Origin of the sequence: Pseudoruegeria sp. SHC-113 (assembly GCF_025376885.1) — a bacterium.
Lineage (GTDB): Bacteria > Pseudomonadota > Alphaproteobacteria > Rhodobacterales > Rhodobacteraceae > Pseudoruegeria.
In genome coordinates this window covers 1,755,242-1,772,665 of record NZ_JAHUBR010000001.1, presented here as the reverse complement: position 1 = coordinate 1,772,665, position 17,424 = coordinate 1,755,242, and the positions used below count along the sequence as shown (strand labels likewise).

General features: G+C 65.6%; 18 protein-coding genes. 7 read left to right on the top strand and 11 right to left on the bottom strand.

Annotation, left to right across the window (positions count from 1 at the left end):
- The first annotated feature begins 198 nt into the window (after window positions 1-198).
- From iolD to iolG, 5 genes are read left to right on the top strand one after another with little or no spacing between them, the layout of a single operon-like run.
- On the top strand, window positions 199-2,061 hold the full coding sequence (gene iolD, locus KVX96_RS08825) for a 3D-(3,5/4)-trihydroxycyclohexane-1,2-dione acylhydrolase (decyclizing) (RefSeq protein ID WP_261194013.1): 1,863 nt from the start codon (window positions 199-201) through the stop codon (window positions 2,059-2,061).
- A 2-nt stretch (window positions 2,062-2,063) separates the two neighbouring features.
- The gene (iolC, locus tag KVX96_RS08820) at window positions 2,064-3,032 is read left to right on the top strand and encodes a 5-dehydro-2-deoxygluconokinase (protein WP_261194011.1); all 969 of its coding nucleotides are present in this window, start codon (window positions 2,064-2,066) and stop codon (window positions 3,030-3,032) included.
- Window positions 3,033-3,044: 12 nt separating this feature from the next.
- Complete coding sequence (locus KVX96_RS08815) at window positions 3,045-3,899, top strand: 5-deoxy-glucuronate isomerase (RefSeq protein ID WP_261194009.1); 855 nt, start codon at window positions 3,045-3,047, stop codon at window positions 3,897-3,899.
- Between the two features lie 28 nt (window positions 3,900-3,927).
- Window positions 3,928-4,767, top strand: coding sequence for a class II fructose-bisphosphate aldolase (locus tag KVX96_RS08810; RefSeq protein WP_261194008.1), 840 nt, complete (start codon window positions 3,928-3,930; stop codon window positions 4,765-4,767).
- Between the two features lie 5 nt (window positions 4,768-4,772).
- Window positions 4,773-5,768 carry an inositol 2-dehydrogenase gene (gene iolG / locus KVX96_RS08805; protein WP_261195410.1) on the top strand — a complete coding sequence of 332 codons (996 nt, stop codon included), beginning with the start codon at window positions 4,773-4,775 and terminating at the stop codon, window positions 5,766-5,768.
- Here the strand turns inward: iolG and KVX96_RS08800 are convergent.
- From KVX96_RS08800 to KVX96_RS08755, 10 genes are all read right to left on the bottom strand, one after another.
- Window positions 5,765-5,959, bottom strand: a complete 195-nt coding sequence (locus tag KVX96_RS08800) for a hypothetical protein (protein WP_261194006.1) — start codon at window positions 5,957-5,959, stop codon at window positions 5,765-5,767. The two genes, iolG and KVX96_RS08800, sit on opposite strands and share 4 nt — an antisense overlap.
- A gap of 80 nt (window positions 5,960-6,039) precedes the next feature.
- Entirely contained in the window at window positions 6,040-6,492 is a 453-nt protein-coding gene (locus KVX96_RS08795; protein ID WP_261194005.1) for an SRPBCC family protein, read from the bottom strand.
- 28 nt (window positions 6,493-6,520) lie between these two features.
- Window positions 6,521-6,655, bottom strand: coding sequence for a hypothetical protein (locus tag KVX96_RS08790; RefSeq protein ID WP_261194003.1), 135 nt, complete (start codon window positions 6,653-6,655; stop codon window positions 6,521-6,523).
- A complete protein-coding gene (locus tag KVX96_RS08785) occupies window positions 6,639-7,454 on the bottom strand; it encodes an XdhC family protein (protein ID WP_261194002.1) in 816 nt (271 codons plus the stop codon). The genes KVX96_RS08790 and KVX96_RS08785 overlap by 17 nt, the downstream gene beginning before the upstream one ends.
- A gap of 15 nt (window positions 7,455-7,469) precedes the next feature.
- Window positions 7,470-8,669: a vWA domain-containing protein gene (locus KVX96_RS08780; protein WP_261194001.1), complete on the bottom strand. Its 1,200-nt coding sequence runs from the start codon at window positions 8,667-8,669 to the stop codon at window positions 7,470-7,472.
- Window positions 8,669-9,526: an AAA family ATPase gene (locus KVX96_RS08775; RefSeq protein ID WP_261194000.1), complete on the bottom strand. Its 858-nt coding sequence runs from the start codon at window positions 9,524-9,526 to the stop codon at window positions 8,669-8,671. The genes KVX96_RS08780 and KVX96_RS08775 overlap by 1 nt, the downstream gene beginning before the upstream one ends.
- A gap of 45 nt (window positions 9,527-9,571) precedes the next feature.
- Window positions 9,572-11,989: an aerobic carbon-monoxide dehydrogenase large subunit gene (locus tag KVX96_RS08770; protein WP_261193999.1), complete on the bottom strand. Its 2,418-nt coding sequence runs from the start codon at window positions 11,987-11,989 to the stop codon at window positions 9,572-9,574.
- A complete protein-coding gene (locus KVX96_RS08765) occupies window positions 11,986-12,480 on the bottom strand; it encodes a (2Fe-2S)-binding protein (protein ID WP_261193998.1) in 495 nt (164 codons plus the stop codon). The genes KVX96_RS08770 and KVX96_RS08765 overlap by 4 nt, the downstream gene beginning before the upstream one ends.
- Window positions 12,477-13,307, bottom strand: a complete 831-nt coding sequence (locus KVX96_RS08760; RefSeq protein ID WP_261193997.1) for an FAD binding domain-containing protein — start codon at window positions 13,305-13,307, stop codon at window positions 12,477-12,479. The genes KVX96_RS08765 and KVX96_RS08760 overlap by 4 nt, the downstream gene beginning before the upstream one ends.
- Window positions 13,308-13,449: 142 nt before the next feature.
- Complete coding sequence (locus tag KVX96_RS08755) at window positions 13,450-14,607, bottom strand: MHYT domain-containing protein (protein ID WP_314733101.1); 1,158 nt, start codon at window positions 14,605-14,607, stop codon at window positions 13,450-13,452.
- A 131-nt stretch (window positions 14,608-14,738) separates the two neighbouring features.
- On the opposite strand from KVX96_RS08755, the gene KVX96_RS08750 reads away from it, so the two are divergent.
- Window positions 14,739-15,932 (top strand): NnrS family protein, encoded by a 1,194-nt coding sequence (locus KVX96_RS08750; protein WP_261193996.1) that lies wholly within the window; start codon window positions 14,739-14,741, stop codon window positions 15,930-15,932.
- Complete coding sequence (locus tag KVX96_RS08745; protein WP_261193995.1) at window positions 15,932-16,591, top strand: NnrU family protein; 660 nt, start codon at window positions 15,932-15,934, stop codon at window positions 16,589-16,591. Before KVX96_RS08750 ends, KVX96_RS08745 begins: the two co-directional genes overlap by 1 nt.
- A 78-nt stretch (window positions 16,592-16,669) precedes the next feature.
- Here KVX96_RS08745 and KVX96_RS08740 read toward each other — a convergent pair whose 3' ends face one another.
- The gene (locus KVX96_RS08740; RefSeq protein ID WP_261193994.1) at window positions 16,670-17,413 is read right to left on the bottom strand and encodes a formylglycine-generating enzyme family protein; all 744 of its coding nucleotides are present in this window, start codon (window positions 17,411-17,413) and stop codon (window positions 16,670-16,672) included.
- Window positions 17,414-17,424: the final 11 nt, after the last annotated feature.

Genomic DNA, 17,424 nt, shown 5'->3' with positions numbered 1-17,424 from the left:
TGCCGCTCAATTCAGCTACTGATCCCCCCTTGAACAGGCGCTTTCAGCAGCCCTGTTGCAGCGCCGCTCAACGCGACTATTGCAACCGGTTGCAAAATTTGTATCCTGAGTCTCGACACACCGCAACCGCCATTTCGAACGGCCCGCACACAGGCGCACCGATCCGGGCGGCAGACCACTTTCGGGCAGGGAGGCTCCATGACCCCGACCATTCGGCTCACCACCGCGCAGGCCATCGTGCGCTTCCTGATGAACCAGTTCATCGAGATCGACGGCGTCGAAACCCGCATCTGCGGCGGCGGTTTCGGCATTTTCGGCCATGGCAACGTGCCCTGCCTCGGCGAGGCGCTCTACCCGGTGCAGGCAGAAATGCCGCTTTACCGGGGCCAGAACGAGCAGAGCATGGGCTTTGCCGCAGCGGCTTACGCAAAATACCACCTGCGCCGCCGCTTCATGTTCTGCACCGCCTCCGCCGGCCCCGGCACGGCAAACCTGCTCACCGCGTCCGCGCTGGCGCACGCCAACCGCCTGCCGATGCTCATGCTCTGCGGCGATACCTTCATCACCCGCCTGCCCGATCCCGTGTTGCAGCAGCTCGAACACTTCGGCGATCCGACGCTCGGCGTGAATGACGCCTTCCGCGCCGTGACGCGCTACTGGGATCGCATCACGCATCCGGCGCAGATCATCCAGTCGCTTCCGGCGGCGCTGGCGACGATGCTGGATCCGGCCGATTGCGGCCCCGCCTTCATCGGCCTGCCGCAGGACGTGCAGGGCTGGGCCTATGATTACCCCGAAAGCTTCTTTGCCCGCAGGGTGCACCGCATCCGACGTCAGGCCCCGGATGCGGCAGAAATCGCTGATGCCGCCGCCCTCCTGAAAGCCGCCAAACGCCCGATGATCATCGCAGGCGGCGGCGTGCAATATTCCGGTGCGGTGGCCGAGTTGACCGCCTTTGCCGAGGCCCATGGCATCCCCGTGGTGGAAACCATCGCGGGCCGCGCCAACATGCTGGCCACCCATCCGCTCAACATCGGCCCCCTCGGCGTGACGGGATCGGACAGCGCCAATGCCATCGCCGAAGAGGCAGACGTGGTGCTGGCGGTCGGCACGCGGCTGCAAGATTTCACCACTGGCAGCTGGACGGCTTTCGCGCCCGACGCCCGGCTCATCGGCCTCAACGTGGGCCGCCATGACGCGATGAAACACATGAGCCTGCCCGTGGTGGGCGACGCCAAACTGGCGCTCACCGCGCTTGGGGAGGCGCTTTCGGGCTATGCGGCCCCGGAGAGCTGTCTGAGTCAGGCGCAAGCCGAGCGGGAGAAATGGGATGCCTACGTGGCGCAGAACGTGGCCCCCGGCAACCGCCCCAACTCCTATGCACAGGCCATTGGCGTGGTGAACGCGCTCTGCGATCCGCGGGACCGCGTTGTCGCGGCGGCGGGCGGGCTTCCGGCGGAAGTCACCGCCAACTGGCGCACGCTGGAAATTGGCACGGTGGACGTGGAATTTGGCTTCTCCTGCATGGGCTACGAGATCGCAGGCGGCTGGGGTGCACGCATCGCGCAGGCCGAGAGCGAGCCGGATCAGGACACCATCGTCTTCACCGGCGACGGCTCTTACCTGCTGATGAACAGCGACGTCTACTCCTCTGTTCTGACGGGCAAAAAGCTGATCATCCTCGTGCTGGACAACGGCGGCTTCGCGGTGATCAACAAGCTGCAGAACAACACCGGCAACGAAAGCTTCAACAACCTCATCGCCGATTGCCCCACGGTGCCCGAACCCTTCGCGGTGGATTTCGCCGCGCATGCGGCCTCGATGGGCGCGGCGACGGAAACCGTCGCCAACCCGGCGGAGCTGGCGGAGGCCTTCAACCGCGCCAAGGCGGCGGAGAAAACGAGCGTGATCGTGATGAATGTCGACGCTTACGATGGCTGGACGACCGAAGGCCACACCTGGTGGGAGGTCGGCACGCCGGAGGTGTCGGAAAGCGAAAAAGTGCGCGAGAAACACGCCGAGATCGAAGCCAGCCGCGCCAAGCAGCGCCGGGGGGTGTGAGGATGCAGCTTTCGGGCAACCGCTTCGTGATCATCGGCCGCGCGGGGATGGATTTCTACCCCGACCCGCCCGGCACCAAGACAGAACACGCCACCCAGTTTTTCGCCTGCCTTGGCGGCTCCTCGGCCAACATCGGCGTGGCGATCTGCAAGCTGGGCGGCGCGGCAGATCTGGTGACCTGTGTGTCAGATGACGCCATCGGCCGCTTCGCCACCAATGAGCTGGCCCGCTACGGCATCGGCGCGCAGCATGTGCGCCCGGTGGGCGGGGAGGCGCGCAATTCGCTCGCCGTCGTAGAAACCACGATCGAGGATCACCAGAGTGTCATCTACCGCAACGGCGCCGCCGATTTCGAGATGACGCAAGCGGACGTGGAGGCCGTGGACTACAGCCGCTACAACGCGCTGATCACCACCGGCACCGTCTTCGCCGCCGAGCCCTCGCGCTCGGCCGCCTTCAAAGGGTTCGAACTGGCCCGCGCCGCAGGCCTGCCGCTGATTTTCGACGTGGACTACCGCCCCTATTCCTGGCCCTCTGCTGAGGTGGCGGCGGATGTCTACTCCCGCGCAGGCGCGATGTGCGACGTGATCGTGGGCAATGACACCGAGTTCGGCTTCATGGCCGGCGATTACGACAAAGGGCTTGAGAAGGCACGCCAGCTTGTGGCCGAGGGCGCGAAGATCGCCGTCTACAAGATGGGCGAGAAAGGCGCGATCACCATCACGCCGGAGGGCGAATTCCAGACCGGGATCTTCCGTACCGAAGCGCTCAAGCCCACGGGCGCGGGTGACAGTTTCATGGGCGGGTTTGTCTCCGGGCTGGCCGAGGGCCTGCCGGTGCGCGAGGCCGTGCTGCAGGGCTCTGCGGCGGCGGCCATGGTGGTGGCCCGCGTCGGCTGCGCCCCGGCCATGCCGACCCGGCAAGAGCTTTCCGATTTCCTCACATCCCACGCCGGCCCCACGGCCGCCTGACAGGAGCCCGCCATGCATATCGCCCCGTTCAACAACGAAAACCGCGCCATCGTGGCCGAGGACGACGCCCATGTGCCCTACGTCTACTTCAACATCGTCAAGCTGCGCGCGGGCGAGCATTTCGACTACCGCCTGAAGGGCTATGAAACCTGCGTGGTCCCCGCCACGGGCACCGTCACCGTCGCGTGCGCGGGCGAGAGCTTTGCAGGCATCGGCAACCGGGGCAAGGATGTGTGGGACGGCGATCCGGAAGGCGTCTACGTGCCCACTGATACCGGCTGCCGCATCACCGCGCAGACCGACACCGAGGTCTTCATCGCAGGGGCGAAATTCGCCGAGACGCTCAAACCCTTCGCCGTGCGCACGCCGGAGCTTGATCTGGTGCAATACGGCTCGGACGACACGAAAACCCACCGCAAGATCAAGCACATCCTTGGCGCGGCGCATCATGACCGCGTCGGGCGGCTGCTGGTGAGCGAGCTTTTTACCGTGGGTGCGGGCGGCTGGTCCGGCTTTCCCTCCCACAAGCATGATACCGACCGGCGCGATGACGCGGGCGAACTGATCGAAACGCGGCATGACGAATGCTACAACTTCCGCTTCAAGCCCGACTACGGCTCCGGCCTGCAGATGCTGCAGCGCGTGGACAATGAACCGGGCGACGCCTACCACATTGTCGATGGCTCCACCGTGCTGATCGACAAGGGCTATCACCCCTGCTGCGCCCTGCCCGGCTACGAGATGTATTATTTCACCATCCTCGGCGGCCAGAGCCAGCGCTCGCTCAAGCAGTTCTTCCAGCCCACCCACGCCGAACAGCTGCACACGATCCCCGGCATCATGGATATGGTTGCCAAGTTTAAATGACCCATCTGCCGCGAAAGGCACTCTACCGATGACTGTTGCCACCCTTTCAGAGGTGCTCGCCCCCGCGCTGCGTGAGGGCTACGCCGTGCCGGGGCTCGTCTGCCTTGGCTGGGAAGACATGCGCGCCTATGTGGCCGCCGCCGAGGCCGAACGCGCGCCGGTGATCTTGCAGGCCGGGCCCTCCTGCCGCGAACACACGCCGCTGCCGGTGCTGGGCGCGATGTTTCGCAATCTGGCCGAGGCCGCCAGCGTGCCGGTGGTGATCCATCTGGACCACGGCTACACGCTGGAAGATTGCCGGATCGCGGCCGAGAGCGGCTTCACCTCGCTGATGTATGACGGCTCGCGCAAACCTCTAGCGCAGAATATCGCGGAGACGGGCGAAGTGGTGGCTTTGGCGCGCGCCCATGGCATCTCCTGCGAGGGGGAGATCGGCTTCGTGGGCTACTCCGGCGGCGAAAACTCCGCCGGCACCGATCCTGCGGAAGCCGCGCAATTCGCGCGGGAAACCGGCGTGGACGCCATGGCGATTTCGGTCGGAAATGTGCATCTGCAGACGGACGACGACGGCGGTTTGGATGAGGCCCGCATCCGCGCGATCGAGGCGGTGACGCAGGTGCCTTTGGTGATCCACGGCGGCTCCGGTGTGCCTTACGCGCAGCGCACCGCGCTGGCGGCGGGCTCGCGCATCTGCAAGTTCAACATCGGCACCGAGCTGCGGCAGGCCTTCGGCGCGGCGCTGCGGACGGCGGTGAACGCCGACCCAAGCAGGTTTGACCGCGTCACGATCCTGAAAGAAACCATTGATCCCGTTGCTGAAGCCACCCGGAAGGTGTTTCAGAGCATGGGCACCTCGGGGAGAGCATGAGCATGGTGATACGTATCGGTATTCTGGGCTGTGGCCGCATCGGGCAGGTCCATGCGGGCAGCATCGCGCGGCTGAAGGGCGCGGCTGTGGTGGCGGTGGCCGATGCCATTCCGGCGGCGGCAGAGGCGCTGGCCGCGGAGCACGGCACAGAGGTGCGCGCTGCCGAGACCATTCTGACGGCCCCGGATGTGGATGCGGTGGTGATCGGCACGCCGACAGACACCCACTTCGACCTGATCCACGGCGCGGCCGCCGCCGGCAAGGCGATCTTCTGCGAAAAGCCCATCGACATGTCGGTCAAGAACATCCGCGCCTGCATGAAGGCGGTCAAGGCTGCGGGCGTGCCCTTCCTGACCGGCTTCAACCGCCGCTTTGATCCCAGTTTCGCCGCGCTTCAAGCGCGCATCCGGGAAGGCACCATCGGCCAAGTGGAGCTTCTGACCATCACCAGCCGTGACCCCGCCCCGCCGCCTGTCTCCTATATCGCGCGCTCCGGCGGGCTGTTTCGGGACATGATGATCCATGATTTCGACATGGCGCGCTTCCTGATGGGCGAGGAATTCACCCGGCTGCACGCTGTCGGCGCGTCGCTGGTTGACCCCGAGATCGGCGCGGCGGGCGATGTGGATACGGCCGCCGTGATCCTGACCACTGAGAGCGGGCGGATCTGCCAGATCTCCAACTCCCGCCGCGCCGCCTATGGCTATGATCAGCGCATCGAAGCCCATGGCGAAAAGGGGATGCTGCGGGCCGAAAACCAGCTTGAAACCACGGTGGAACTGGCCACGGAAACCGGCTTTGCCCGCGCCCCGGCGCAGCATTTCTTCCTTGAGCGCTACGGGCAGGCCTATCTGGCCGAGATGCGCGCCTTCGTGGCTTGCGTCACGGAAGGCACCCCGCCCAACCCGAGCATCGAAGACGGTTTGCGCGCGCAATTGCTGGCCGATGCGGCGAGCCTGTCGCGCGAAACCGGGCAGCCGGTGGATCTGGGCGAGGCTTAGGCCTCGTCGTCCGGCTTGTAGGCGAGCACGAGGTGCCAGAGGCAATAGCCCCCGATGGCCGCGAAGAGATAGGCCCAGATCATCTGGTCGTTATAGGCTTCCACCCCGGCCCAGGCGAAGGGCACGGCCACCATCAGGTAGCGCCGCCATGCGGGGCGGAAGAAGGGGTGGTTCGGGTCCAGAAGGCGCATGGCAGGCTCGCTTGGTGCTGTTCACCGCAAACCTGCCAGAGCCGCAGAGGGGCGACAAGGGGCGTCAAGGCCCCTCGCCCTTACGCCTCCTCGCGCTCACCCACTTTCTCGGCAAAGCTTTCAAAGAACTTGGCCGAGAGCTTCTTGGCCGTGCCCTGAATGAGGCGGCTGCCGAGCTGGGCGATTTTGCCGCCGATTTCGGCCTTGGCCTCGTAGGCCAGCAGCGTGCCGCCCTCCTGCTCGGTTAGCGTCACATCCGCGCCGCCCTTGGCAAAGCCGGCCGCGCCGCCCTGCCCTTCGCCCGTCAGGCTGAAGGCATCCGGTGCGCCTGCGGTGTCGAGCGTGACATTGCCACCGAATTTCGCCTTCACGGGGCCGATCTTGAGCACGACCTTGGCCTCCAGTTCCGTGGGCGAATGCTGGGTCAGTTCCTCGCAGCCCGGAATACACTCTTTCAGGATCTCGGGATCGTTCAGCGCGGCATAGACCGTCGCTTTCGGGGCGTTGATGAAGATTTCGTCTTTCAGTTCCATGGGCTTGGCGCTCTTTCGTGAAGGGGTGTCAGCAACATTTCGGGAAGGCAGCGAGCAGCATCTCTGCCCGCTCGGCCTCGGTCATCTTGGGTTTGGGGGCGGGGTCTGAAGGCGGCTTCGCGGGCGCGATCAGGCGGCGCAGTTTTTCAAGCGCTGTGCTCATGGGGGGCCTCCTCTGTGATGTGTTTGTCGGCGTTGCGCCACTGGATGATCTCGGCCATGACAGAGAGCGCGATCTCCTGCGGGTCGACCCCGCCCAGATCCAGCCCGGCGGGCGATTTCAGCCGCGCCATCTTCTCTGCCGGGAAGCTTTCCGCTGCCAGCTTGCCCTTCAGCGCCTCGGCCTTGCGGCGGGAGGCCACCATGGAGACGCGACGCGCGGGGCTTTCGAGAGCAGCCCGCAAACTTGCCAGATCCTGCGCGCCCTGGCTGGCGACCACGACGAAATCGCGCGCTGCAAGGTTCAAACCCGCCAGATCGCAGCCTTCGAAACGGGCGTGCGCGCCCGAAAACTCCATCGCCTCAGGCACCACCACCCGGTAGCCCGCCAGATCGCCATGGGCGGCCACGGCGCGGCTGATGGGCGTGTTGCCGAAGATCACCAGCATCGGCGGCGGGGCGAAGGGCTCGATCAGCAGATCCACGGTGCCGCCCGATGGGCAGCCGCTCTTGAACACCTGTGCGCCGTCCTCATCCACCAGCGAAACGACCTTGTCGCTCGGCTTTACCCGAATCATCGCCGGATCGCCGCTTTCAATCGCCGCCACACCGGCGGTTTTCACCGCGCGCTGCACGCAGGCCCCGCCCAGATGGCCGATGATCTCGCCCTGATCGGTGATCACCGCCTTGGCCCCGGCCTTGGCCGAAGTCACATCCGCCGTGCGCACCACGGTGGCGACGCAGAAGGGATGGCCCTTGCGGCGCAGGGCGTCGATCGTGTCGAAGATGTCGAATTTCCCCATGGGGTTGCGTCCTTTTCAGAGCTTGGCGAATTCCCCTTCCAACGCAGCGAGCGCAGAAAGGGTGTTGGCGGGAAGATGGGCGTCCAGATGCGGTGTTGCGGCTTTGATGGCGGCGGCAACGGGGGCGTAATTGGCCCAACCTTTCAACGGGTTGAGCCAGACGATACGGCCCGCGCGGCGGCGGATGCGCGCCAAGCCCTGCCCCACGTTCTGGGCCGCGCCGGTGCAATAGCCATCCGACAGCACCACGACGAGCGAGCGGCGGTTCAGGATCTGGCTGTATTGATCGGCAAAGGTGGTGAGTGCGCCGCCGATGTCCGTGCCGCCGCCGAAGCCTTCGGCCATGAGGCTCAACCGGCCCGCGGCGCGCAGAGAGTCGTGATCGCGCAGCGCAGGCGTGACGCGCATCAGGCGGGTGTGAAAGAGGAAGGCCTCAGCCGACGTGTCCGCACTCATCAGCCCTTTGGTGAAGGCCAGAAACACGCGGGAATAGACGGTCATCGAGCCCGAGACATCGGCCAGCACCACGAGGCGCATGGGGCGTTCGGGCCGGGTGCGGTGGAACAGATCGAGCGGCTCGCCCCCGCGCGCAAGGCTCGCGCGCTGGATGCGGCGCAGGTCCAGCTCGCGGCCCCGCAGCGCCTGTTTGCGGCGGCGCGAGCGGCGATCCCGGATCACATGAGCCAGCCGCGTGGCCACGGCCTCAGCTTCGCGCAGGGAAGCCTCGTCCATCAGTTCGCGCAGATCCCGTTTGCGCAGGTTCTGGCTGCGGGTGGCGATCAGACGGCCATCGGTGCCCTCTGCCTCTTCATCCCCGTCGCCACCCGCCTGCGGCGCGTCCTCAGAGTGAGTGTCAGACGCGTCCAAACCTTCTTCCGTTTCACCGAGGTGATCCTTCCACAGCATCGGCTTCGCACTTTGCACCTTCACATGGGCCGATGTGGTGCCCGCGCGCTGCTTGCCGGCGTTGAACCAATAGGCATCAAAAAGATCGTCAAAGGCGTCCCAGCCGTCGGCATCCGGCGCGTAGAGGCTTTTGAGCGCCAGCCGCGCCTGCGCCGGGTCCAGCGCATCCACAACGGCCAGCGCGGCCAGCCCGTCTGCCGCCTCGGCGGGGCCGAGCTTGGCCCCGTTCATCCGCAAATGGGCGACGAAACCGGCCATCCGGTCGGCAAGCCCCTCGGCGCGGGCGGGAAAGCGGGTCACCGTTGGCATCAGGCGACCTTGCCGATGATCCGCGCGATCATCTCGGGCGGGGCGGCCCCCTGATCGGCGGCGGTTTTCAGCAGCGTCACCAGCGTGGCCTGCACGGCCTGCGGCGCCTGCGCCATGTCGTTCACGCCAAGCCCGGCAAGGGCGGCGGCCCAATCGAGCATCTCCGCCACACCCGGTTTCTTTTCCAGATCCTCGCGCCGCAGCGCCTGCACCACGGCGACAATCTGCGCCGCGAGGCTTGGCTCCAGTTCCGGCGCGCGGGCCTTCAGGATCGCCAGTTCTGCTGCCTTGTCGGGGTAATCCACAAAAGCATAGAGGCAGCGGCGGCGCAGGGCGTCGGACAGATCGCGGGTGCCGTTGGCGGTGAGGATCACATGAGGCCGCGTGCGGGCTGTGATCGTGCCAAGCTCGGGGATGGTGATCTGGAAATCAGACAGAATCTCAAGCAGGTAGGCCTCGAATTCCTCATCGGCGCGGTCGATCTCATCGATCAGCAGCACCGGCGGGGCCTCCTGCGAGATTGCCTCCAGCAGCGGGCGGCGCAGCAGGTATTTCTCGGAGAACAGCGCCTCTTCACTCACGCCATCGGCGCGGATCGCCAAGAGCTGGCGCTGGTAGTTCCATTCGTAAATCGCGTGGCTCGCATCGAGCCCCTCGTAGCATTGCAGCCGGATCAGGCGCGCGTCCTGCACCTGCGCAAGCGCCTTGGCGATCTCTGTCTTGCCGACACCCGCCGGACCTTCCAGCAACAAGGGCCGCCCCAGCGCAATGGCCAGATGCAGCGCCATGGCGAGGCTTTCGCCAGCCATGTAGCCGGTTTCTGCCAATTTCGTCTGCATATCGTGAAAATCACTCATGGTGATAGGGGCCGGGGCACCGCGAAAGTGCCCCGGCCCATTCCCTTAGCCATGCAGGCCCAGATCGCGGGCGATCTTCCAGATCCGCCAGTGATCATGGGGCATGTGGCTTTGCACGAGCCCAAAGGGCCGGAACGCATCATGCACCGCATTGGAGAAGCAGGGCACCGAGCCGACGTTGGGGCTTTCCCCCACACCCTTCGCGCCGATCGGGTGATGCGGGCTGGGGGTGACGGTGAAATCGGTCGTGTAGGTGGGCGTCTCCCAGGCTGTGGGCAGGAAGAAATCCATCAGCGTGGCCGATTTGTTGTTGCCCATCTCGTCGTAGGCGATCTCCTGCCCCATGGCGATGGCGTAGCCTTCGGTTGCGCCGCCGTGGATCTGCCCGTCGATGATCATCGGGTTGATCCGGGTGCCGCAATCATCCAGCGCGTAGAAGCTGCGGACCTCGGTTTCCCCGGTGTCCACGTCGATCTCCATCACGCAGATATAGGCGCCGAAGGGGTACGTCATGTTGGGCGGATCGTAGTAGCTGACCGCCTCAAGCCCCGGCTCCAAGCCCGGAATGGCCTGGTTGTAGGCGGCGAAGGCGATCTCCTTCATCGTCTTGAAGCGCTCGGGCGCGCCTTTGACGGCAAAGCGATCCACGTCCCACTCCACGTCATCATCGTGAACCTCCAGCAAGTAGGCCGCGATCATCTGGGCCTTGGCCCGGATCTTGCGCGCGGCCATGGCCGTGGCGGCCCCGGCAACCGGCGTGGAGCGCGAACCGTAGGTGCCGAGCCCGTATGGCGCGGTGTCGGTGTCGCCCTCCTCCAAAGTGATGTCATCGGCAGGAAGGCCGATCTCGCTGGCGATGATTTGGGCGAAGGTCGTGGCGTGGCCCTGCCCCTGGCTGATCGTACCAAGCCTCGCGATGGCGCTGCCGGTGGGGTGGATGCGGATCTCGCAGCTGTCAAACATGCCAAGCCCGAGGATGTCGCAGTTCTTAACCGGACCTGCGCCCACGATCTCAGTGAAATGGGTGAGGCCAATGCCGATCAGCTTGCGCGTTTTGCCGGCTTTGAAATCCTCCAGCCGCTGCGCCTGTTCTGCGCGCAGGGCGTCATAGCCCACTGAATCAAGGGCCTTTTCCCATGCCGTGTGATAATCGCCGGAGTCATATTCCCAGCCCAGGGCGGATTGATACGGGAACTGATCTTTCCGGATGAAGTTGATCCGGCGCAGCTCGGCGGCATCCATGTTCAGCTTGATCGCGAGAACCTCGATCATGCGTTCGATGAAATAGGCGGCTTCCGTCACCCGGAAGGAGCAGCGATAGGCCACGCCGCCCGGCGCCTTGTTGGTATAGACCCCATCCACCGCCAGATAGGCCGTGGGGATGTCATAGGAGCCGGTGCAGATGTTCATGAACCCGGCGGGGAATTTCGTTGGGTCCGCGCAGGCGTCAAAGCCACCGTGATCGGCCGTGGTGTGGCACCAGAGCCCGGTGATCTTGCCCTCCTTAGTGGCCGAGATCCGCCCCTTCATCCAGTAATCCCGCGCGAAGGCGGTGGACATCAGGTTCTCCATCCGGTCCTCGACCCATTTCACCGGCTTGCCGGTGACGATGGAGGCCACGACAGAGCAGACATAGCCCGCGTAAGCGCCCACCTTATTGCCGAAGCCGCCGCCGATGTCGGGGCTGATGACGCGGATGTTGTGCTCCGCGATGCCCGAAATCAGCGAAACAACCGTGCGGATCGCGTGCGGCGCCTGAAAGGTGCCGTAGAGCGTGAGCTTGCCGGTTACCTTGTCCATACTCGCCACGCAGCCGCAGGTTTCCAGCGGGCACGGGTGGGTACGGTGATAATAGATCATTTCCTCGGCGACGACGTCCGCTTCCGCCATCGCGGCTTCGGTGGCGTCTTTATCGCCCTGTTCCCACGTGAAAATATGGTTGTTGTGGCGCACCGGGCCATGGGCGCCCTCGGTGCGATCCTTGATGTCTTCACGCAGGATCGGCGCGTCGGGCTCCAGCGCCTTGAAGGGATCCACCACCACGGGCAGTTCCTCATATTCGACCTCTACGGCCTCCACACCATCGGCAGCTGCGTAGCGGTCCTTGGCCACCACATAGGCGACCTCCTGCCCCTGAAACAGCACCTTGCCATCGGCCAGCACCATCTGCTTGTCGCCCGCGAGCGTGGGCATCCAGTGCAGCCCGAGCGGCGCAAGATCTTCCGCCGTCAGCACGGCCAGCACGCCCGGCACCGCTAGCGCGGCCTCCTTGTTGACGCTCTTCACCCGCGCATGGGCGTATGGGGAGCGGACGAAATCGCCAAACAGCATGCCGTCGAGCTTGATGTCGTCCACGTAGTTGCCTTTGCCTTGCGTGAAGCGCACGTCCTCCACCCGCTTGCGCGAGGAGCCCATGCCCTTGAGGTTGGCGACGCGATCTTCAGTTGTGACTTCGTCCTTCATTCCGCAGCCTCCTTCTGGGCGTTCAGCACATCCGCCGAAGCAAGGATCGCCTTCACGATGTTCTGGTAACCGGTGCAGCGGCAGAGGTTGCCGGCCATGCCAAAGCGCACCTCTTCCTCGGTGGGGGCCGGGTTTTCCTGCAGCAGTCGGTGCGCGCGGGTGATCATCCCCGGCGTGCAGAAGCCGCATTGCAGCCCGTGATGCTCGCGGAACATCTCCTGCAGCACGCCGAGCGAGCCGTCCTCGTTCACGAGCCCTTCCACGGTCGTCACATCGGCGCCATTGGCCTGCGCAACGAACAGCGTGCAGCTTTTCACCGATTTGCCGTTCATATCGACGGTGCAGGCCCCGCAGTGCGACGTCTCGCAGCCGATGTGCGGCCCGGTGATGTTGAGGTTTTCGCGCAGGAAGTGGATCAGCAGGGTGCGCGGTTCGGCGAGCCCTTCGACCTCCTGCCCGTTGACGGTCAGTTTCACATGCATCTTGCTCATGCCGCGCGCTCCTGTGCTTTGGTGATGGCGCGCCGCAGGATGACCCCGGCCACGTGTTTCTTGAACGCGATGGGTCCGCGCATATCTTCCGCCGGATCAATGGCTTCCAGCGCAGCCTTCACGCAGCTCTCAACGTCCCCCGCCGCCAGCGCGGCGCTGGCGTCTTCGGAGTAGACCGGCGTGTCGGAGAGGTTCGTCATCGCGACAGAGGCAAAGCCATCGCCGATCAGCACGGCGGCGGCAGCGGTGGCGTAATCGCCGATCTTGCGCTTCTGTTTGGCGTAGGCGTAGCCCTTCGCAGCCGCGATCGGGATGGTGATCTGGGTTAGGATTTCCTCATCCTCGCGGGCGGTGAAATAGGCCGCCTCGTAGAAATCGCGCGCCGGCACCTGCCGTTCGCCGTCGGGGCCAACGAGGGTGTAGGTGGCATCGAGGCATTGCATCAGGCCGGGCATGTCGTTGCCCGGATCGCCATTGGCGACATTGCCGCCCACCGTGCCCACGTAGCGCACCTGCGGATCGGCGATCTGCAACGCGGCTTCGCGCAGGATCGGCAGCGCCTTGAAAAGCCCTTCATCGGTGATCAGCGCGTTCTGCGTCGTCATCGCGCCGATGGTGACACTGCCCTCGCCAATCGTGATGCCGCTTAGGCCAGAGATGCCCTGAAGATCCACGAGATGGCTCAGATCGGCCATGCGCAGCTTCATCATCGGGATCAGGCTGTGACCGCCCGCGATCACGCGGGCCTCGTCGCCGTGCTGTTGCAATAGGGCGATTGCCGACGCGATGTCGGCGGGTCGATGGTATTCGAACCCTGCTGGTATCATGATGTCCTCCCATGCGCGCCTCCTCGCGCGCTTGTTTCATGACACTGCGCCGGAGGCAGGCGCGGGCAAACGATCAAGCCATGAAAAACAGGGCTTGCTGCACGAAATGCGAATGGGTTTCACGAATGGCGCGAGTTGCGACTTAGAGCCCCAGCGCCGCGCGCACCTCGGCCAGCCGGGAGCGGCTGACGGGCACCTTGGGCAGCGAGTCCACATCCTCGAAGTAGAGCGCGCCGGTGTCCTTGGTGCGCTCGAACCCGGTGACGAAAGCCGGGTTCACGAGGTAGCTGCGGTGGGCGCGCAGGAAATGCGCGGGCGCAAGGCGGTTCTCGGCCTCGGAGATCGACCACGGGCAGAAGAGCTTCTCCTTGCCTGCGTAGAGGATCGTGTAATGGCCTTCCGCGCGGACGGCAGCGATGCGGCTCTTGTCCAGAAACTGGGTGCGGCCCTCTTTCTCAAACGGCACCGAAAGCGGGGCGTCGCCCTGCGCCTCGGGCTGGCCTTGAGCCTCTGCCTCGGGCGTGGCTGCGGGGCTCGGCGTCAGGAAGCTGACGCCCGTCAAAAGGAAAGTGCCCGAGATCATGAAGGCCGCCACTGTCACCCCCATCGCGAGCACCGCGTTGGAAAGCGCCGGGCCGGCGGCATCGGGCGTATCGAGCGCGACGAAGCCGGTGCCCATCATCGCGATGAAATGCACCGCGAAGACGGAAAGCGCAAAGCAGACGGTGCCGAGCAGGATATGCCCCTTGGTGCGCGCGCCATAGGCGATCCAGATCGCCAGCATCGAAAGCGCCATGGCCGCCACGAGCGAGATGCCCACGCCGAGGGGCGAGAAGACGGGGCGGCAGAGCTCCATCCCCATCATGCCCACGTAATGCATCGCCGCGATGCCGAGGCCGACGATCCCGCCTGCCGTAATCATCCGCGCAGGTGTGCGCGGGCCGAAATGCAGCAGCAGAAGCGCGATCCCGACCATCAGGATGGCGATAAGGGCAGAGATCAGCGTGATCAGCCCGTCGTAGTAGAAGAGGATTGGCAGCCGCAGCCCCAGCATGGCCACGAAATGCATCGACCAGATGCCCCCGCCCAGCACGATGGCGGCAATCACCACGATCAGCTTGCGCTGCGCCTGCCCGAGGGCCGAAGCCCCGCGCGTCAGCGACAGGCCGCTGAATCCGGCCATCAGGGCGACAGCCAGCGAGGCCGCGACCAGCAGCCAATTATGTGAGTAGTCCAGCAGCCCGATGCCCTCCCCCTGCGCCAAGCCCTCAAGTGATAGCAAAGCTTCACGCCATGTCAAAGCGCAGCCACGAAGCGCAAGGGCAAGCCGTTGAAGTGGAGGTGTTTTCACCCCGATGCAGAAGCTTGCGCTAAAGCAAGGACGCGCAAGCGCTGCACTGCCAGAAAGAGGCCAGTTCACAGGAGACGCACGTGACCCAAACATCCTCATCCCAACGCCGCGCCTGGCAGGGCCCGGCGCTGTTTTCCCACGGGTTCCGGCCCTTTTTCTTCTTCGCCGCCCTCTGGGCGCTGATCGCCATGGCGCTCTGGATCGCCATGCTGGCAGGCCGTCTGGACCTGCCCACGCGCTTTGATCCGATCTCATGGCACGCCCACGCTTTCCTCGTGGGTTACCTTGGCGCGGTGCTCGGGGGCTTTTTGCTCACAGCCGTGCCGAACTGGACGGGCCGCCTGCCCGTGGTGGGCCTGCCCCTGGCTTGGCTCACGGTGCTTTGGGGCCTGGGCCGCGTGGCGGGGCTTGTCTCGCTCGGCTTGCCGGGCTGGCTTTTCATGGCGCTGGATCTGGGCTCGCTCTTGGTGTTGGCCGGGTTTCTTGCGCGCGAGATTATTGCGGGCAAGAATTGGCGCAACCTCGTGATGCTCGTTCTATTGCTGGCCTTCATCACCGGAGCCGCGCTGTTTGACCTTGCCGCCCTGCGCGGCGAGGCGGCCTATCAGGGCGCGGGGTTCCGGCTCTTGATGGGCACCGCGATCCTGATGATTGCCGTGATCGGCGGGCGCATCGTGCCCTCTTTCACGCGCAACTGGCTTGTGCAGCAGAAAGATCCCGCCCGCCCCGCGCCGCCGATGCAGCGCTTTGACAAGGCCGCGCTTCTGGCATTGGTGGCTGCGCTTGGGCTCTGGCTCTTTGACAGCCCGCTCGCTGGCCCCGCCCTTCTGGCCGCCGGTCTGGCGCATCTCGTGCGGCTGGCGCGCTGGCAGGGGCTGCACACGTCGCGCGAGCCGCTGCTGCTGATCCTGCATCTGGCCTATGCCTTCGTGCCGCTCGGTGCCCTTGCCCTTGGCGCGGCGCTGATTGCCGAGGAGCCCACCGGCACCGCGCTCCATATCTGGACGGCAGGGGCCGTGACGCTGATGACAGTCGCGGTGATGACGCGCGCCACGCTGGGCCACACGGGCCACGCGCTCCATGCGGGCAAGGCGACGGTCGCGCTTTATGCCTGTCTGCTGGGGGCCATGGCGGCGCGGCTGGTGGCGGGGCTGGGGCTGGGGGATGCGCATCTGCTCTACAGCCTGTCGGGCGTGCTTTGGATCGCCGGCTTCGGCGGCTTCCTGATGCTTTACGGCCCGATGCTGCTGCGCCCACGCGCGGGGGCGGCCTGATGGAGGCGCTTCTCGGCTGGGCCGGGTTCGCCGCCGCGCTGGCGGCCTTCTTCCTGAGCCACTCGCTGCCCCTGCGCCCGGCCAACCGGGCGCGGGCGACGCAGCTTCTGGGGCCGCTTGGGTTTTCTTTGGCCTATTCGGCGCTGTCCGTAGGCGTTCTTATCTGGCTCATCCTCGCCGCAAGCCGTGCGCCTTTCGTGCTGCTCTGGCCGCGCATGATGTGGAACAGCCACGCGGCGCTTGCGCTGATGGCCGTGGCCTGCCTGCTGCTGGGGCTATCGGTGGGGCGGCCCAACCCGTTTTCCTTCGGCTGCCCCACTTCCGGGTTTGACGCCACGCGCCCCGGCATCGTGCGGCTCATCCGCCACCCGGTTCTGGCCGCGCTCACCTGCTGGGGCGGCGCGCATCTGCTGGTGAACGGCGATCTGGCCCATGTGATCCTCTTTGGCCTCTTCACGGGCTTTGCTGCCTTCGGCGGGCGGATCATAGACCGCCGCCGCAAGCGGCTGATAGGCGAAATGGCATGGCGGCAACTCTGGCAGGAGGTGCAGGCAGCGCCGATACGGCTGGAGCCTGTCCGGCTGCTTGCAGGCCTCGCCCTCTACGCCCTGCTCATCGCCCTGCATCCGCTGGTGATCGGCGTCTCTCCCCTGCCCTGAGCCCACGACACCTCCCAACAGAAAACGCCCGGCGCCTCCCGCGCCGGGCGTTTTGCCCTCCCCTGATGTCCGGTGGTCTCAGCTCGTTGGCACCGGTTCATCAGACACGAGCCGCATTCCCAGATGCGCGGGCGGCGAGCCGACGGCACAGCCACCGCGCGCCGGATCGCGCACGAGGAAGGGGATGGCGGCCAGATGCTCGCCCCCCACGTAGAAGGCAGCGCAGCGCTCAGGATCTTCGCCGTTGTAGCAATCCTGCGTCCATTCCCAAACGGAGCCGTCCAGATCGGCCACCCCTTCGGCAGAGACCTTGAAGCTGCCGGTGGGTTTAAGCGCGCGCGCAGGCAGGTTCTCGGTGAGATAGGTCGAGGCCCAGCTGAGCGAAGGATCGGTGAACAGCGGATCGGCCTCCTCGGGCAGCACGGCCTCGGCCATGGCCTCCCATTCCGCCATCGTCGGCAGGCGGAAGCGCAGCCCCGTCTGCAGGTTGATCCAGGCGAGGTATTGGCCCACGTCCACGTAGCTCAGGCCGGTGGCGGGGGTGGTTTCGGCATCGAAACCGGGGCGCGGCTTCACCGCCAGCGAACAGGCCCCGGCTGCGTGGCAGCGGGCCCATTCGGCGATGGTGACTTCGAATTTCTGCACATGGATCGCCCGCCCGTCCGGCATCACGAAAGGCGCTTCGGCCATCTTCGGGGCGTGGCTGAGATCGGGGGCGCGGGAAAATCCCGCGCCCCCGTCGATTGCGATGACCGTGGCGCCGGCGGCGAGTGCAGCACCGCCCAGAACGCTTACCAGAAGGGTACGGTGTGACACGGTCATCGAACTGCTCC

What these genes read in the sequence shown, in the direction of transcription:
- iolD (WP_261194013.1), top strand. Translation starts at nt 199, where the DNA reads ATGACCCCGACCATTCGGCTCACCACCGCGCAGGCCATCGTGCGCTTC.
- iolC (WP_261194011.1), top strand. Translation starts at nt 2,064, where the DNA reads ATGCAGCTTTCGGGCAACCGCTTCGTGATCATCGGCCGCGCGGGGATG.
- KVX96_RS08815 (WP_261194009.1), top strand. Translation starts at nt 3,045, where the DNA reads ATGCATATCGCCCCGTTCAACAACGAAAACCGCGCCATCGTGGCCGAG.
- KVX96_RS08810 (WP_261194008.1), top strand. Translation starts at nt 3,928, where the DNA reads ATGACTGTTGCCACCCTTTCAGAGGTGCTCGCCCCCGCGCTGCGTGAG.
- KVX96_RS08800 (WP_261194006.1), bottom strand. Translation starts at nt 5,959, where the DNA reads ATGCGCCTTCTGGACCCGAACCACCCCTTCTTCCGCCCCGCATGGCGG.
- KVX96_RS08795 (WP_261194005.1), bottom strand. Translation starts at nt 6,492, where the DNA reads ATGGAACTGAAAGACGAAATCTTCATCAACGCCCCGAAAGCGACGGTC.
- KVX96_RS08790 (WP_261194003.1), bottom strand. Translation starts at nt 6,655, where the DNA reads ATGAGCACAGCGCTTGAAAAACTGCGCCGCCTGATCGCGCCCGCGAAG.
- KVX96_RS08785 (WP_261194002.1), bottom strand. Translation starts at nt 7,454, where the DNA reads ATGGGGAAATTCGACATCTTCGACACGATCGACGCCCTGCGCCGCAAG.
- KVX96_RS08780 (WP_261194001.1), bottom strand. Translation starts at nt 8,669, where the DNA reads ATGCCAACGGTGACCCGCTTTCCCGCCCGCGCCGAGGGGCTTGCCGAC.
- KVX96_RS08775 (WP_261194000.1), bottom strand. Translation starts at nt 9,526, where the DNA reads ATGAGTGATTTTCACGATATGCAGACGAAATTGGCAGAAACCGGCTAC.
- KVX96_RS08770 (WP_261193999.1), bottom strand. Translation starts at nt 11,989, where the DNA reads ATGAAGGACGAAGTCACAACTGAAGATCGCGTCGCCAACCTCAAGGGC.
- KVX96_RS08765 (WP_261193998.1), bottom strand. Translation starts at nt 12,480, where the DNA reads ATGAGCAAGATGCATGTGAAACTGACCGTCAACGGGCAGGAGGTCGAA.
- KVX96_RS08760 (WP_261193997.1), bottom strand. Translation starts at nt 13,307, where the DNA reads ATGATACCAGCAGGGTTCGAATACCATCGACCCGCCGACATCGCGTCG.
- KVX96_RS08745 (WP_261193995.1), top strand. Translation starts at nt 15,932, where the DNA reads ATGGAGGCGCTTCTCGGCTGGGCCGGGTTCGCCGCCGCGCTGGCGGCC.
- KVX96_RS08740 (WP_261193994.1), bottom strand. Translation starts at nt 17,413, where the DNA reads ATGACCGTGTCACACCGTACCCTTCTGGTAAGCGTTCTGGGCGGTGCT.